The 15,769-nt window shown below is 60.3% G+C and carries 14 protein-coding genes; all 14 read left to right on the top strand.

What is annotated here, in order from left to right; translation table 11 throughout:
• Positions 1–54 precede the first annotated feature (54 nt).
• The 14 genes from rpmI (at position 55) to argH (ending at position 15,039) form a co-directional block, all read left to right on the top strand.
• Positions 55–249 carry a 50S ribosomal protein L35 gene (gene rpmI / locus QP995_RS01310; RefSeq protein WP_005511726.1) on the top strand — a complete coding sequence of 65 codons (195 nt, stop codon included), beginning with the start codon at positions 55–57 and terminating at the stop codon, positions 247–249.
• Positions 250–326: 77 nt separating this feature from the next.
• Entirely contained in the window at positions 327–710 is a 384-nt protein-coding gene (rplT, locus tag QP995_RS01305; RefSeq protein ID WP_016422904.1) for a 50S ribosomal protein L20, read from the top strand.
• Between the two features lie 184 nt (positions 711–894).
• Positions 895–1,725: a TrmH family RNA methyltransferase gene (locus tag QP995_RS01300; RefSeq protein ID WP_070549335.1), complete on the top strand. Its 831-nt coding sequence runs from the start codon at positions 895–897 to the stop codon at positions 1,723–1,725.
• Positions 1,726–1,823: 98 nt separating this feature from the next.
• Positions 1,824–2,873 carry a phenylalanine--tRNA ligase subunit alpha gene (pheS, locus tag QP995_RS01295; protein ID WP_070429629.1) on the top strand — a complete coding sequence of 350 codons (1,050 nt, stop codon included), beginning with the start codon at positions 1,824–1,826 and terminating at the stop codon, positions 2,871–2,873.
• Positions 2,874–2,906: 33 nt separating this feature from the next.
• Positions 2,907–5,399 carry a phenylalanine--tRNA ligase subunit beta gene (pheT, locus tag QP995_RS01290; RefSeq protein ID WP_284852837.1) on the top strand — a complete coding sequence of 831 codons (2,493 nt, stop codon included), beginning with the start codon at positions 2,907–2,909 and terminating at the stop codon, positions 5,397–5,399.
• Positions 5,400–5,426: 27 nt separating this feature from the next.
• On the top strand, positions 5,427–6,263 hold the full coding sequence (locus tag QP995_RS01285; RefSeq protein ID WP_070866612.1) for a trypsin-like serine protease: 837 nt from the start codon (positions 5,427–5,429) through the stop codon (positions 6,261–6,263).
• 184 nt (positions 6,264–6,447) lie between these two features.
• Complete coding sequence (argC, locus tag QP995_RS01280) at positions 6,448–7,488, top strand: N-acetyl-gamma-glutamyl-phosphate reductase (RefSeq protein ID WP_187403959.1); 1,041 nt, start codon at positions 6,448–6,450, stop codon at positions 7,486–7,488.
• A complete protein-coding gene (argJ, locus tag QP995_RS01275; protein WP_070605570.1) occupies positions 7,485–8,693 on the top strand; it encodes a bifunctional glutamate N-acetyltransferase/amino-acid acetyltransferase ArgJ in 1,209 nt (402 codons plus the stop codon). The genes argC and argJ overlap by 4 nt, the downstream gene beginning before the upstream one ends.
• A gap of 21 nt (positions 8,694–8,714) precedes the next feature.
• Positions 8,715–9,608 carry an acetylglutamate kinase gene (argB, locus tag QP995_RS01270; protein ID WP_070429631.1) on the top strand — a complete coding sequence of 298 codons (894 nt, stop codon included), beginning with the start codon at positions 8,715–8,717 and terminating at the stop codon, positions 9,606–9,608.
• Positions 9,609–9,664: 56 nt separating this feature from the next.
• A complete protein-coding gene (locus QP995_RS01265; RefSeq protein WP_070429632.1) occupies positions 9,665–10,870 on the top strand; it encodes an acetylornithine transaminase in 1,206 nt (401 codons plus the stop codon).
• Between the two features lie 6 nt (positions 10,871–10,876).
• Complete coding sequence (argF, locus tag QP995_RS01260; RefSeq protein ID WP_038625624.1) at positions 10,877–11,818, top strand: ornithine carbamoyltransferase; 942 nt, start codon at positions 10,877–10,879, stop codon at positions 11,816–11,818.
• A 4-nt stretch (positions 11,819–11,822) separates the two neighbouring features.
• Positions 11,823–12,305 (top strand): arginine repressor, encoded by a 483-nt coding sequence (locus QP995_RS01255; protein WP_070437612.1) that lies wholly within the window; start codon positions 11,823–11,825, stop codon positions 12,303–12,305.
• A 49-nt stretch (positions 12,306–12,354) separates the two neighbouring features.
• Positions 12,355–13,554, top strand: coding sequence for an argininosuccinate synthase (locus QP995_RS01250; RefSeq protein WP_284852836.1), 1,200 nt, complete (start codon positions 12,355–12,357; stop codon positions 13,552–13,554).
• A gap of 45 nt (positions 13,555–13,599) precedes the next feature.
• Positions 13,600–15,039, top strand: a complete 1,440-nt coding sequence (argH, locus tag QP995_RS01245) for an argininosuccinate lyase (RefSeq protein WP_016422893.1) — start codon at positions 13,600–13,602, stop codon at positions 15,037–15,039.
• Positions 15,040–15,769: the final 730 nt, after the last annotated feature.

Here is a 15,769-nt window from a genome sequence, read left to right as displayed (position 1 = left end):
TAAACGAGATTTTTGCGCCACGAGCGTCAAAGATCGGTAGGGGAGAGTTTTAACATGAAGCAGAAGACCCACAAGGGCACCGCAAAGCGCATCAAGGTTACCGGTTCCGGCAAGCTGCGCCGCGAGCAGGCTAACCGCCGCCACCTCCTGGAGGGCAAGCCGTCCACTCGTACCCGTCGCCTGAAGGGCACCACGGACGTTGCTAAGTCGGACGTCAAGCGCGTCAAGCGTCTGCTGGGCAAGGCTTAATTTTTCAAGCCTCGTCCCAGGGCAATCGCCCTCTTAATTTCACTAGTTCTTAAAGACAACGAAAAGGAAGTATCACCGTGGCACGTGTGAAGCGGTCTGTTAACGCTAAGAAGAAGCGTCGCGAAGTTCTCGATTCCGCAAAGGGCTACCGTGGTCAGCGCTCCCGCCTGTACCGCAAGGCCAAGGAGCAGATGCTCCACTCCAAGACCTACGAGTTCCGCGATCGCCGCCACCGTAAGGGTCAGTTCCGTCGTCTGTGGATTCAGCGTATCAACGCTGCTGCCCGCGCTAACGACATCACCTACAACCGCTTCGTCCAGGGCCTGAACCTGGCTGGCGTTGAGGTTGACCGTAAGAACCTGGCTGAGATGGCTGTCAACGACCCGCAGGCATTCGCTGCTCTGGTCAAGGTCGCTAAGGACGCTCTGCCGGAGGACGTCAACGCTCCTGCTGCTAAGTAAAGCAGCTACGAGGTAACTCGTACGTAGCGTCGGCAAGCGTCTGCTTACTGGCAGTGCGCCTGCCAACATCTTTGAAAAACCACCGTCGATTGGGTTAACGAATAACCTCGGCGGTGGTTTTTCGTATCCGCATTGGCCTGCTGGCGGTTATGAATCCCGAGCCGCATCACTAGGATTAATCACTATGAACTCTGCGCTGTACTTCAATGACGAGCCGTTTACTCCTCGCACTCCGCGAGTCTCGGCGGCTATTCAGCTCCACCGTGCGGCCAAGCGGAAGAAGGCCGGGCGCTTCCTCATCGAGGGCTTCAATTCCGTCGATGCAGCTATCCGCGCAGAGGCTGTCGTGGAAGTTTTCGTCACGGCAGCCGCCGCCGAGCAGTTCCGTGAGCTGCTCACGGGGTATCTCGAATCTGGGACGCAGCGTAAGTCTGTTTCGCTTATCGACGACTCCGCCGCCCGCTCTTTGAGTGAAACTGTCACCACCACCGGACTCTTCGCCGTCTGTGACACTAATGCGGTGTCCACTTCGTTGGAAGAGGCTATTGAGGTTGGAAAGCGGTCCGGCTGTCTGGTGATTCCGGTGGAGTGCAATGACCCGGGTAATGTCGGCACGATTGTGCGTATGACTGACGCCCTCGGCGCTGGCGCGGTTATCCTTGCTGGCGATTCGGTCGATCCTTTGAACTCTAAGGCTGTGCGTTCCTCGGCAGGTTCTGTTTTTCATACCCCTGTCGCACGCGAGCGCGATATTGATGTCGTTATGGAGAAAGTCAGGGAAGCGGGCTTTACCACCCTCGCCACGGCGATGGATGGCGCTCTCACTCTCGGCGTTGATGCGCTTCCCGACGGTCCCGTCGCCTGGCTTTTCGGCAACGAAGCACATGGCCTGTCGGAGGAGATTACGGCCTCGGCGGGGGCAAGTGTGTCCATCCCTATTAAGGGCGAGGCGGAGTCGTTGAACCTCGCCACCGCAGCGGCCATGTGCCTGTGGGAGACGGTCCGGGGTAAGTAGGAAACCTCGATGGTGAGGTGCGTGCACGTGTGCAGTTATCCTCGACTATGATTGTTCCATCACAAGAACTGATAGTCCTATATAGAAGTGGTTGACACGTGAGCGATTCGCCAAATCCTATCGATCTTTCCGAGGACGCCCTCCAGGCGGCTGCGCAGAAGGCCACGGATGCCTTTGATGCTGCCGGCAATCTGGATGAGCTTTCTGCCGCCCGCCGTGAGCACTTGGGGGATGAAGGGTACATTCCACAGGCTCGCCGCGCGCTGGGCTCCATTCCGAAGGCTGAGCGCAAGGATGCTGGTCGTCGCGTAAATGTTGTTCGCGGAGCCGTCGAAAAGCACTATGCTGAGCGACTTGCGGTGCTGGAGGAAGAGGAAAACGCGCGTCGTCTGGTCGCGGAGCGTATCGACGTGTCGGTGGACACCACGCGGGGCCAGCGCGGCGGCATGCACCCAATTACCATTCTGTCCGAGCAGATCGGTGACATCTTTGTGGGCATGGGCTGGGAAGTCGCCGAGGGCCCAGAGGTCGAAGCCGAGTACTTCAACTTTGACGCACTGAACTTCCTGCCGGATCACCCGGCTCGTACTCTGCAGGATACTTTTCACATTGCGCCGGAAGGATCCAAGCAGGTGCTGCGTACGCACACCTCGCCGGTTCAGGTTCGTACTCTGCAGTCGCGTGACCTGCCGATTTACGTTATCTGCCCGGGCCGTACCTTCCGTACCGATGAGCTCGACGCCACCCACACGCCAGTCTTCCACCAGGTGGAGGGACTGGCCGTGGACAAGGGGCTGACCATGGGGCACCTGCGCGGCACGCTGGATCACATGGCAAAGGCGCTGTTCGGTCCGGAGACCAAGACCCGCATGCGCACTAACTACTTCCCGTTCACGGAGCCGTCCGCTGAGGTCGACGTCTGGTTCCCGAACAAGAAGGGCGGCGCAGGCTGGATCGAGTGGGGTGGCTGCGGCATGGTCAACCCGAACGTGCTGCGGGCCTCTGGCATTGACCCGGAGGTGTACTCGGGCTTCGCGTTCGGCATGGGTCTGGAGCGCACCCTGCAGTTCCGCAATGGCCTGACCGACATGCGCGACATGGTCGAAGGCGACGTCCGCTTCACGCAGCCGTTCGGTATCCGCGGCTAATTCACTGACCTACAGATTAGGAGTTTTACTTACATGTTCATTCCACAGTCGTGGGTCACTGAAATCGTTCGCGGCCCAGAGAACACCATCAACCTAGACTGGTCCGTCACTCCGGACGAGCTGGATGAGGGCTTCGTCCGCGTTGGTTTTGAAACCGAGGGGCACGAGCCGCTGGAGAAGGTCGAGGGGCCGCTGGTTTTCGGTCGCGTCGACCACATTGAGGAGCTCGAGGGCTTTAAGAAGCCAATTCGCTTCTGTCAGGTCAATGTCGGTGATGCCAATGGCACCGGCGAGCTGCAGGAGATCATCTGTGGTGCCCGCAACTTCGAAGAGGGCTCCATTGTTATCGTCGCACTGCCGGGCTGCGTGCTGCCGGGTGGGTTCGAGATTTCCGCACGGAAGACTTACGGCAAGGTTTCCAACGGCATGCTGTGCTCCGAAGCTGAGCTGGGCATGACCGATTCCTCCGCCGGTATTCTCACGCTGCCGTCGGCCCCAGCTGAGCTGGGTTCGTGCGCCAAGGAATTCATCGGTCTCGATGACGAGAAGTTCGAGGTCAACATCACCCCGGACCGCGGTTACGCGCTGTCGGCCCGCGGACTGGGCCGCGAGATCTGCTCCGCCTTCAACCTCGACTTCGCCGATCCGGCGAAGGTCAACGAGCTGCCGGTGGAAGGAGAGGTCCTGAACGTCACCATCGACGAGGACACCGACACCCGCCGCTTTGGTCTGCGCCGAGTCACCGGCATCGACCCGAACGCCGAGACCCCGTGGTGGATGCGTCGCCGCCTGCTGCTGGCTGGTCAGCGTCCGGTCAACGTGGCCACGGACGTCACCAACTACGTGATGCTGCTGCTCGGCCAGCCGATGCACGCTTTCGATGGTTCCAAGATCGCTGGTGGCCTGCACATCCGCAACGCTAAGGCCGGCGAGACTCTGACCACTCTCGACCACGTGGACCGCAAGCTCGACCCGGCGGACGTTGTCATCTGCGACGACAACGGTATTCAGTCGCTGGCCGGCATCATGGGTGGTCTCACCTCCGAGATCGCCGACGACACCACCGATGTGGTCTTCGAGGCCGCCAACTGGTCGCCGCTGCATGTCTTCCGCAGTGGTCGCCGCCACAAGCTGAGCTCCGAGGCTTCACGACGTTTCGAGCGCGGCGTGGACACCGCTCTGGTCGAGCCGGCTCTGGATCTGGCCTGCCAGCTGCTCGCTGACATCGCCGGCGGCACTATCGACACTGGTCGCACCCTGCTCGGTGAGGTTGCCACCATGCCGACTATTGACTTTGCCGTCAACCGCGCCAGCGAAGTTGCGGGCGTTGATTACCCGCGTGAGACCGTCATTGGACGCCTGCGCGAGGTCGGTTGCGAGGTCGTCGACAACGGTGACCGCCTGGCTGTCACTCCGCCGACCTGGCGCTCGGACCTGACCATGTCCGCTGACCTGGTTGAGGAAATCCTGCGACTGGAGGGCCTGGAAGACATTCCGGTTATCCTCCCAATCGCCCCGGCCGGTCGCGGTCTGACCGAGCGTCAGCTGCGCCGCCGCTTCGTCGGTCACGCGCTGGCTCACAATGGCTACCTGGAGATTCTGCCGACACCGTTCATTGCCAACGATGTCTTCGACGTCTGGGGCCTGGACGCTGATGACCCGCGTCGTAACACCGTCAAGGTCATCAACCCGTTGGAGTCCGACCACGCTCAGCTGGGCACGACTCTGCTGCCGTCCATGCTTGAATCGCTGAAGCGCAATGTTGCTCGCGGCCAGGTCGACCTGTCGCTCTACGGTGTGGAGCAGGTATCCATCGAGCGTGGCAACGGTGTCTCGCCGATGCCGTCTACCGCGGGTCTGCCGAGCGAGGCCGAGCGCGCCGAGCTGCTGGACTCGCTGCCGGAGCAGCCGCTGCACGTCGCCACTGTCGCCTGCGGTCGTATCCGCCTGGATAGCCCGTGGGGTGACGAGGCCGCGTACACCGTCGCCGACGCCATCGAAGCCGCGCGCATTGTTGCCCGCGCTGCCAACGTCGAGCTGGAGATCCGTAACGCTGAGGTGCTGCCGTGGCACCCGGGCCGCTGCGCTGAGCTGCTTGTCGACGGTCACGTCGTCGGCCACGCCGGTGAGCTGCACCCGAAGGTGTGCAAGGACGTTGGTCTGCCGGAGCGCACCTGCGCGATGGAGATTAATCTCGATGCACTGCCAGTGACGGAGCACCTGCCGGCGCCGGTACTCAGCCCGTTCCCGGCTGTCCACCAGGACGTCGCGCTTGTTGTCAGCGATGAGGTCTCCGCCGCAGAGGTGGAGAAGACTCTGGTGGAAGGTGCCGGTGAGCTCCTCGAATCCATTCGTATCTTCGATGTTTACCGTTCCGAGCAGATGGGCGAAGGCGTTCGCTCACTGGCGTACTCCCTGCGTTTCCGCGCACCGGACCGTACGCTGAGGGAAGAGGAAGCTTCCGCGGCTCGCGAGGCGGCCATTGAGCTGGCCACTACCCGTCACGGCGCTCAGCTGCGTGGCTAAAAGGGGAGACCACAGGGAGAGATACCCATGATTGGCATCTTGCGGCACCGCGGCAACAGGCTGAATAGCGCTGAGGCACGAGAGCAGCGCGTTGGAGCGCGCGCGGTGAGCAGCGCGAAGCCTGCGGCGACTGTGGCTGCAGCTGCTGTCACGGCAGGTCTGTTGCTCACCGGCGCGCCGAGTGCGGCTGCGCTGGTTGGCGGGGAGGTTGCTGCGCCTAGTGTGGCGGCGGACTCCGTGGTGGCGATCATGGTCCAGACCAGTCCCCATACCGGAAACTTTTGCACAGGAACTGCAGTCGCCCCGCAGTGGGTAATGACCGCAGCCCACTGCGTGCGTGATGTCCCGCAGCAGGTTGGGGAAGTCGAGGTCGGATTCGGCCCGGATGCCCGGCGTGTTCCTATCGATAGCTGGGAAATTGCGCCCACCGGTGACGTAGCGCTTGTTCACCTTGCGGGCGACGCAGCTCTTCCGGGGTATCCCGCAATGGAACGTCGTCAAGCGTTTTCGGAGCAAGAAACGGCAGGCACGGTCTATGGGCGATCGCTGCTCGGCGATGTTGCGGATGGCACGCTGCCGTCGGCGACCGTCACCGCTTCGATGTGTCCAGTGAAGTATCAACAATGCGTGCGGGAAGACTCGGTGTTGGCGCGCATGGAGCGCCCCGCGGCGTTGCAGGTGGGCGATTCGGGCGGACCGCTTTTTATCGACGGCCAGCTAGCGGCGGTGTTCTCGGGCGCGGTGGCTTTTGATGGCAGCGTCGCACCGGAGGAGTCGGGTTACTATCTTTACACCACGACGTCATCGGTGGCGCAGTGGGCAGATGGCGTGATGAGTCAGGAGCCAAGCGTCGTAGTTGAATAGTCCGGCGTTGAGTAATCCGGCGTGCTGATTGAATGACCGGCGCGCTCAGTGAACGAAGAGTATGTACCGATGACGGCGTTATATTCATAATTCACTCCAGTCACATCGGTAGAGTTCCAGCACTTTGACAACGAATTCTATGAATATCTTGCAACACGGTGAATAAAAGTGTTGAATGTTTGGCATGAGTATTTCCGTTGCCATTGCCGGTGCGACCGGTTACGCAGGAGGAGAGATCCTCCGCCTCCTGTTGTCGCACCCGGCGTATCTTTCCGGCGAACTGACCATCGGCGCACTAACGGGAGCATCCAACGCGGGTGCTCGTGTGGGCGATATTATGCCTCATGTGGCACCTTTGGCTGACCGCCGTATTGAGCCGACTAATGGTGACACACTCGCTGGGCATGACGTGGTGTTCCTCGGTCTGCCCCACGGTCATTCGGCTGCGATTGCAGAGCAGTTGGGGGATGACACAGTGATTATTGACTGCGGCGCGGATTTCCGCCTGCAGGACGCCGCTGAGTGGGAGCACTACTACGGCTCGGAGCACGCCGGTACCTGGACTTACGGTATTCCGGAGCTGCCGGGCAACAGGGAAGTAGTGGCTGCTTCCAAGCGTATTGCTGTGCCGGGTTGTTTCCCCACTGGCGGGACTATTACGGCACTGCCGGCAGTTGCAAAGGGTCTGGTCAAGCCGGATCTGTCCGTTGTTTCCGTCACCGGTACCTCCGGTGCGGGCAAGAAGGCAGCTGTGCCCCTGCTCGGGTCCGAGGTTATGGGCAATCTCCGCGCCTACAACACTGCGGGCAAGCACCGCCACACCGCAGAATTTCTGCAAAACCTCAAGCCGTACGCAGAGGATCTCACCGTCAGCTTCACGCCGGTGCTCGCCCCAACGTCACGCGGCATTCTCACCACCATCACCGCCCCGCTTGTCGACGGGGTGACGGAGGCAGCCGCACGGGAGGCCTACCTCGAGTTCTACAAGGGTGAGCCGTTTGTGCAGGTGTTGGCCGAAGGGCTGCAGCCGCAGACGCAGTCGGTAATTGGCTCTAACTTGGTTCAGATTCAGGTTGAGGTAGATGAACGCGCCAAGCGTCTGGTGTTGACCTCGTCGATTGACAATCTGACAAAGGGCACCGGTGGTGCCGCAGTTCAGTGCATGAATTTGGTTACTGGACAGAATGAAACTGCAGGACTTCCACTGGTAGGAGTTGCCCCATGATGAAGGAAGAAAAAGAAGGTCTCGTCAACGTCGCTGGTGACGAAGGCGGCGTATGTGCACCTCAGGGGTTCGCGGCCAGTGGTGTCATTGCAGGCATCAAGGTCAGCGGAAACCCGGACATGGCGCTCATCGTAAACCAGGGGCCGGAGAAGACCGCGGCGGCTGTCTTTACTACCAACCGTGTCCAGGCTGCGCCGGTGACGGTATCCAAGAAGCATATCGCTGACGGCAAGCTGTCAGCTGTGGTGCTGAACTCGGGCAACGCCAATGCCTGCAATGGTCAGCCGGGTATTTCCGACGCCCTCGAAGTCTGTCAAAAGGTCGCAGATGAGCTCGGCGTCGACGTTACCGAGATTGGCACCTGTTCCACCGGCTTGATTGGTGACCGGCTGCCGATGGACATTGTGCTGGCAGGTGTGCCGAAGCTGTGTGAGAATCTGGGCAGCGATGCCGCCGCAGGTACGGCTGCAGCAGAAGCCATCTTGACCACTGACTTGGTGGCAAAGCAGGCCGTTGCGCATGGTGACGGATTCACTGTCGGCGCTATGGGCAAGGGTGTTGGCATGATTAGCCCGTCGATGGCCACGATGCTCGGTGTGATTACGACGGATGCGTCGGTAAGCGCAGAAATGGCGCACGAGGCTATTGCCAAGGCTAGTGAGGTTACGTTTAACCGCCTAGATATTGATGGCTCCACATCCACCAATGACACCGTCATCATCTTGGCTAACGGCGCCTCTGGTGTGAAGCCCTCGCAGGAGGAGCTCGACCAGGCAGTGCTCAGTGTGTGTGATTCCATCGCACGCCAGATGCAGTCGGACGCCGAAGGTGTGACCAAGCGTGTGTCCGTGACCGTGCGTGGCACCGGTGGCGCGGAAGATGCCCTGGTAGCTGCTCGAATTATCGGCCGCGACAACCTCTTCAAGTGTGCGATGTTCGGTTCGGACCCGAACTGGGGTCGTGTGCTGGCGGCTGTCGGCACTGCGCCGGTGGATATGGATCCGGAGCACATCACGGTTTCCTTCAATGGTCACGTAGTCTGTCGCGATACCGGTGGCACGCCAGATGCACGTGAAGTGGATCTGTCCGGCAAGGACATTGCCGTTGAGGTTGACCTCGGTACTGGTAATCCGGAAGAGGCCACGATTCGTACGACTGACCTTTCCCACGACTACGTTCACATCAACTCGGCTTATTCGTCGTAAAGGTTTTGAGGAGACTCTGCAATGGTTCACCAGTTGACCGAAGGGCTGTCCTTCGAGCAGCGGGCACATGTGCTGGCGGAAGCACTGCCGTGGCTGCAGCACCACCGCGACAAGATTGTGGTGGTCAAGTACGGCGGTAACGCGATGACCGACCTGAAACTGAAGAAGGCCTTCGCGCAGGACATGGTTTTCCTGCGCACCGTGGGTGTCAAGCCGGTGGTTGTCCATGGTGGCGGCCCCCAGATTTCGTCGATGCTCAAGCGCCTGGGGCTGGAGGGAGAGTTCCGAGGCGGTTTCCGCGTCACGACTCCGGAGGTCATGGAAATTGTCCGCATGGTGCTCTTCGGGCAGGTCGGCCGCGAACTGGTGAACCTCATCAACGCCTACGGCCCCTATGCAGTGGGTACCTCTGGTGAGGACGGTGGCCTGTTCACCGGTACTCGACGCACGGTAAATGTCGGTGGCAAGGAGACAGATATCGGGCTGGTTGGCAATATCACCGAGGTGCACTCGGAAACGCTGTTAGACCTGATTGATGCCGGACGTATTCCGGTGGTCTCCACGATTGCGCCGTCCGCTGATGGCAAAGAGGTCTACAACATCAACGCCGACACGGCAGCAGGTGCACTGGCATCGGCAATTAACGCGAACCGTTTGGTGATTCTGACTAATGTCGAGGGTCTCTACACGGATTGGCCGAACCGCGATTCGCTGGTGTCGAGGATTTCCACTTCGCATCTGCGAGAAATCCTTCCGACGCTGGATTCCGGAATGATTCCGAAGATGGAGTCCTGCCTGAACGCAGTAGATCGGGGAGTGCCTGCAGCCCACGTTATCGACGGCCGCCAGCCACACTCGGTGCTGCTGGAGCTGATGACTTCCGGCGGTATCGGCACAATGGTAGAGCCCGGATAAGGCAGAAAAGACTGACAAGAATTTAGCTACACACGTTAGGCAGGTCGAAAGACGACATGAGCGACTTCAAGCAGCAGTGGCAACACACGATGATGAACAATTACGGCACGCCGCGCATTGAGCTTGTGCAGGGTAAGGGCGCTATTGTCACGGATTCCGAGGGCAAGGAATACCTGGATCTGCTCGCCGGTATTGCAGTCAACGCGTTGGGTCACGCACATCCGGCCATCGTGGAAGCTGTGTCCAAGCAGATTTCCACGATGGGGCACGTGTCCAACATCTTCGCCTCTGAGCCACCGTTGGCACTGGGCGAGAAGCTCATTGAGCTCACTGGCTGGGACACTGATGACACCCGGATTATGTTCTGCAATTCCGGCACCGAGGCCAATGAGGCGGCGTTCAAGCTGGCACGTTTGACGGGACGCAACCGCATTATCGCGACCCACCACGGGTTCCATGGCCGCACCATGGGCGCACTTGCCATGACCGGTCAGCCGGACAAGCGCACCCCGTTCGAACCGATGCCGGGTGGAGTCGAGTTCGTGCCGTACGGTGACATTGACTTCCTCACCAAGACCATCGAATCCGATCCGTTGGGTGTCGCTGCGGTGATTCTGGAACCAATTCAGGGTGAGACCGGTGTGGTCGCACCGCCAGAGGGATACCTCGCTGCCGTCCGCGAACTGACCAAGCGCTTCGACGTTCTCATGATTGTCGACGAAGTACAGACCGGCATCGGCCGTACCGGCCAGTGGTTTGCCCACCAGCACGATGGCATCGTGCCGGATGTCATGACGTTGGCCAAGGGCCTCGGCGGCGGCCTGCCGCTCGGTGCTGTCATCGCCAACGGCCGCGCAGCGGAACTGTTTACTCCTGGTGCGCACGGTACCACCTTTGGTGGCAATCCGGTCTGTGCCGCTGCCGGCCTGGCCGTCATCGAGACGCTGGAAGAAGAAAAGCTGCTCAATCGAGTCACCGAGAAGGGCAAGGTCCTGGCTCGCAAGCTCGCGTCGTTAAGCCATGTCGATCACGTGCGTGGTCGCGGCTTCATGCTTGGACTGGTGCTGCGCGAGAACCTGGCGAAGGAAGCGGTTAACGCCGGTTATGAACGTGGTGTCATTCTGAACGCTCCGCAGGCGAATGTGCTGCGTATTGTGCCGCCGTTGAACCTCAGCGATGAGGAAGTCAACCGCGCCGTCGAGTTGATTGATGCCTGCCTGAACGACGCCGTTGAGGCTGTCGCCAACAATGGAAGGAATTAGGAACTGATGCTCCGTCATTTTCTCGCCGATGATGACCTGACTCCACAGGAGCAGGCTGAGGTGCTGCAGTTGGCTGCAGAGCTGAAGGCAGCGCCGTACTCCCGCCGGCCGTTTGAGGGGCCGCAGTCGGTTGCGGTGCTGTTCGACAAGACCTCGACTCGTACCCGTTTCTCCTTCGACGCTGGCATTGCGGCTCTGGGCGGCAACGCGATTGTGGTTGAAACCGGAAACTCGCAGATGGGCAAGGGTGAGACCTACCAGGACACCGCTGCTGTGCTCAGCCGTTTTGTCTCGGCAATCGTCTGGCGTACCTACGCACAGTCAGGGCTGGAGGCCATGTCTGAGACCGCGACGGTGCCGATTGTCAACGCGCTTTCCGACGAGTTCCACCCGTGCCAGATTCTCGCTGACCTGCAGACCATCATCGAGCACAAATGCCCGGAAGAAGGCCAGGCGGGACTGCGTGGCAAGAAGGCTGTCTACTTTGGCGATGGTGCCAACAACATGGCCAACTCCTACCTAGTAGGCTTCGCCACCGCAGGGCTGGACGTCACCATCTGTGCACCGGAGAACTTCCAGCCGGAGCAGGTCTACGTCGACCGCGCCAAGAAGGTCGCGGAGCAGACCGGTGCGGCCGTGGCCGTAACCGCAGACGTCGATGAGGCCATTGCCGGTGCCGACGTTGTCATCACCGATACCTGGGTCAGCATGGGGCAGGAGAACGACGGCCTGGATCGTCGCACTCCGTTTCTGCCGTACCAGGTCAACGCTGAGCTGATGGCGAAGGCAAATGAGGATGCCATCTTCCTGCACTGCCTGCCGGCATACCGCGGCAACGAAGTTACTGCCGAGGTCATCGATGGCCCGCAGTCGGTAGTCTTTGACGAGGCGGAAAACCGCATGCACGCTCAGAAGGCGTTGCTGACCTGGCTGGTGGAGAGGCAGTAAGGTCATGACCGCAGCACAACCAGGTTCTCGCACAGCTCGGCAGACGCGCATCGCTGACCTGTTGGCGCAGCATCACGTGTCCAGTCAGGTTCAGCTCGTCGAGCTGCTTGCCGACGAAGGCATTGAGATTGCGCAGGCGACGTTGTCCAGAGACCTCGATGAGCTGGGCGCCCGAAAGATTCGCGACGGAGTCAACGGTTCGCGTTATTCCATCGTCGAAGATGCACTCGTTGTCTCCAGCGGGGCAGTGGCCAGGATGCGGCGCGTTTTAGACGAGCTGCTGGTCTCTATTGATCATTCGGGCACCATCGCGGTTGTGCGTACACCACCGGGAGCCGCACAGTATCTAGCCAGTGTGATTGACCGTGCGGGACTCAAAGAAATCGTTGGCACAATTGCGGGAGATGACACCGTAATGTGCCTGGCTAGAGAACCACTTTCCGGCGCTGACCTAGCCCAGCGTCTAGCCGCCGGAACGAACCAGTAAACTATTCCACGAAATGCTTTAAAGCACCGATTAAAGGAGCGCTTACCCTATGACCAACCGGGTTATTCTTGCTTACTCTGGTGGCCTCGACACCACCGTTGCTATTCCGTACCTCAAGGAAATGACCGACGGCGAGGTCGTCGCAGTTTCCATCGATGTCGGACAGGGCGGCGAGGACATGGAGTCCGTGCGTCAGCGCGCTCTGGACGCCGGCGCTGTCGAAGCTGTCGTTGTCGACGCCAAGGACGAGTTCGCCGAGGAGTACTGCCTGCCGACCATTAAGGCCAATGGTCTCTACATGAAGCAGTACCCGCTGGTTTCTGCACTGTCTCGCCCGCTAATTGTTAAGCACATGGCGAAGGCTGCAGAGGAGTTCGGTGGCACTCACGTCGCACACGGCTGCACCGGTAAGGGCAATGACCAGGTCCGTTTCGAGGTTGGTTTCGCCAACACCGCCCCGGATCTGAAGATTATTGCTCCGGCTCGTGACTTCGCTTGGACCCGTGACAAGGCTATTGCCTTCGCTGAGGAGAAGGGTCTGCCAATTGAGCAGTCCAAGTCCTCTCCGTTCTCCATTGACCAGAACCTCTTCGGTCGTGCCATTGAGACCGGCTACCTGGAGGACCTGTGGAACGCACCGACCAAGGATGTCTACGCGTACACCGAGGATCCGACCCTGAACTTCAGCTCCCCGGACGAGGTCATCATCTCCTTCGAGGATGGTAAGCCGACTGCCATCGACGGCAAGATGGTTTCCGTGCTTGAGGCCATCGAAGAGATGAACCGCCGCGCTGGTGCTCAGGGCATCGGTCGTCTGGACATGGTTGAAGACCGCCTGGTCGGCATTAAGTCCCGCGAGATTTACGAGGCTCCGGGCGCAATTGCCATCATGACCGCACACGCAGCGCTCGAGGACGTCACCGTTGAGCGTGAGCTGGCTCGTTACAAGCGCCAGGTCGAGGGCGAGTGGGCCAACCTGGTCTACGACGGCCTGTGGTTCTCGCCGCTGAAGCGCGCGCTGGATGCCTTCATCGAGGAGTCCCAGAAGGGCGTTTCCGGTGACATCCGCATGGTCATGCACGCAGGTCACTGCAACGTCAACGGTCGTCGTTCGAACACCTCGCTGTACGACTTCAACCTGGCTACCTACGACGAGGGCGACACCTTCGACCAGACCCTGGCTCGCGGTTTTGTCGAGCTGCACGGCCTGTCCTCGAAGATGGCCGCAAAGCGCGACTTCAAACTGTAAAGATTCTCCAGAGCAACTAGAGCGAAAGGCCTATTGGAAAAGACAATGGTCGAAAAGCACGGTACCAACGAAGGCTCCCTGTGGGGCGGCCGCTTTGCCGGTGGCCCGTCCGAGGCGATGGCCGCATTGAGCAAGTCCACCCATTTTGACTGGGTGCTCGCGCCTTACGACGTTCTTGCGTCCAAGGCCCACGCCCGAGTGCTGCATGCCCGTGGGCTGCTCAGCGATGCCGACTTTGACACCATGATCGAAGGCCTTGATCAGCTCGGTCGCGACGTTGCCTCCGGCGAATTTGGTCCGGAGCCGACAGATGAGGACGTCCACGGTGCCATGGAGCGCGGTCTGATTGATCGCGTCGGCCCGGAGGTCGGCGGTCGCCTGCGCGCTGGTCGTTCCCGCAATGACCAGGTGGCAACTCTGTTCCGCATGTGGCTGCGCGATGCCGTGCGCGGCGTTGCACTGGATGTCACTGACCTGGTTGCCGCCCTGGTGGCTCAGTCCAAGGCACATCCGGATGCCATCATGCCGGGCAAGACCCACTCCCAGGCAGCGCAGCCGGTATTGCTGGCCCACCAGTTGCTGGCTCACGCGCATCCGCTGCTGCGCGATCTGGACCGCATCCGCGATCTCGACCGTCGACTGGCTGTGTCCCCGTACGGTTCTGGTGCGCTCGCAGGGTCCTCGCTGCACTTGGATCCGGAAGCCATTGCTGAAGAGCTCGGCTTCGACTCTGCCACGGACAACTCCATTGACGGCACTTCTTCGCGTGACTTCGCCTCTGAGGCGGCATTCGTCTTCGCCCAGATTGCCGTGGACATGTCTCGCCTGGCAGAGGAAATCATCTACTGGGCCACCCCGGAGTACGGTTACGTCACTCTGGCTGATGCCTGGTCGACTGGATCCTCCATCATGCCGCAGAAGAAGAACCCGGACGTGGCAGAGCTGACCCGCGGTAAGACCGGTCGCCTGATCGGTAATCTTGCAGGGCTCATGGCCACGCTGAAGGCTCAGCCGCTGGCCTACAACCGCGACCTCCAGGAGGACAAGGAGCCTCTGGTGGACTCGGTCGAGCAGCTAACCCTACTGCTTCCGGCTTTGACCGGTCTAGTGGCAACGCTGACCTTCCACGAAGACCGTCTGCGCGAGCTCGCTCCGGCTGGCTACACCCTGGCCACGGACTTGGCTGAGTGGCTGGTCCGCGAGGGCGTACCGTTCCGCGACGCTCACGAGGCATCCGGCCAGTGTGTCCGCATCGCAGAGTCCAAGGGCGGTATCGGTCTGGACGAGCTTTCCGACGAGGACCTCGCCGGTGTCCACCCGGCACTGACTCCGAAGGTCCGTGAAGTGCTTACTATTGACGGCGCTGTCGCTTCCCGCGATACTCGCGGCGGCACCGCGGGTGTCCGTGTTGCAGAGCAGCTCGCTCGCGTTGACGAGAAGAATACCGAGCTGAAGCAGTGGGCTGAAAAGCCGGTTCGCGGCTAAAGCTGCTAGAGCTAGCAAACCTGCTAGCTCAGCTAAAGCGGCTAATTAATCGGTGTGCGGTCAATCGACCGCACGCCGATTTTTTACAGCCCGGGGGGGGAGAGTAGAAAAACCAGCAACCCGACAACTGATGACCCGGTAACTAGCAACCCGAAAAATTACGGGCTCCACGTGCGAATACGGGCTGCAAATGTGAAACTGTGTAAGTTTATGACACTTTCAGGCCGGTAGGTTCAGGCGGTGAATGCATCACCACTTTCGACCAGGAGAAGTAGTGAAGCAAACCCGCCGAACGAAATACAGTGCCATCAAACCGATTGCGCTTCAACACATCGCCAACGGGGCATCAGCAAGCGCAGTTGGACGTGAGTTAGGGATACCCTCACCAACTGTCAGGCGGTGGGCGCGACAAGCCGGAATTGCGATTCAGCACCAATCGCACTGCCCGAAGGTCTCGATGATGCATAAGCATCGCGTGATCTACGAGATGCTTATGGCCGGCTCATATAGTGTTGCCGAGATTGCCGCGCAGGCTGGGGTGTGCACAACCACGGTGTATAACCGGCGGGCTAGTTTAACCACTATGAATACCCGCAGTCGGATAACACCTGGTGATGTATCTCGTGTTGGCGCTGGTCGGCGGCTAGGGCTGACGGAACGCTTACTTATTGCCGATTGCCTGCGGGCAGGTCATTCGCACCGGCGTATCGCCCAGATAGTCTGTCGTAGT

It is taken from the genome of Corynebacterium sp. MSK032, assembly GCF_030232065.1.
GTDB classification, from domain to species: domain Bacteria; phylum Actinomycetota; class Actinomycetes; order Mycobacteriales; family Mycobacteriaceae; genus Corynebacterium; species Corynebacterium jeikeium_D.
The sequence above is the reverse complement of the archived record's forward strand: the minus strand, read 5'-3'. Positions and strand labels throughout refer to the sequence as shown.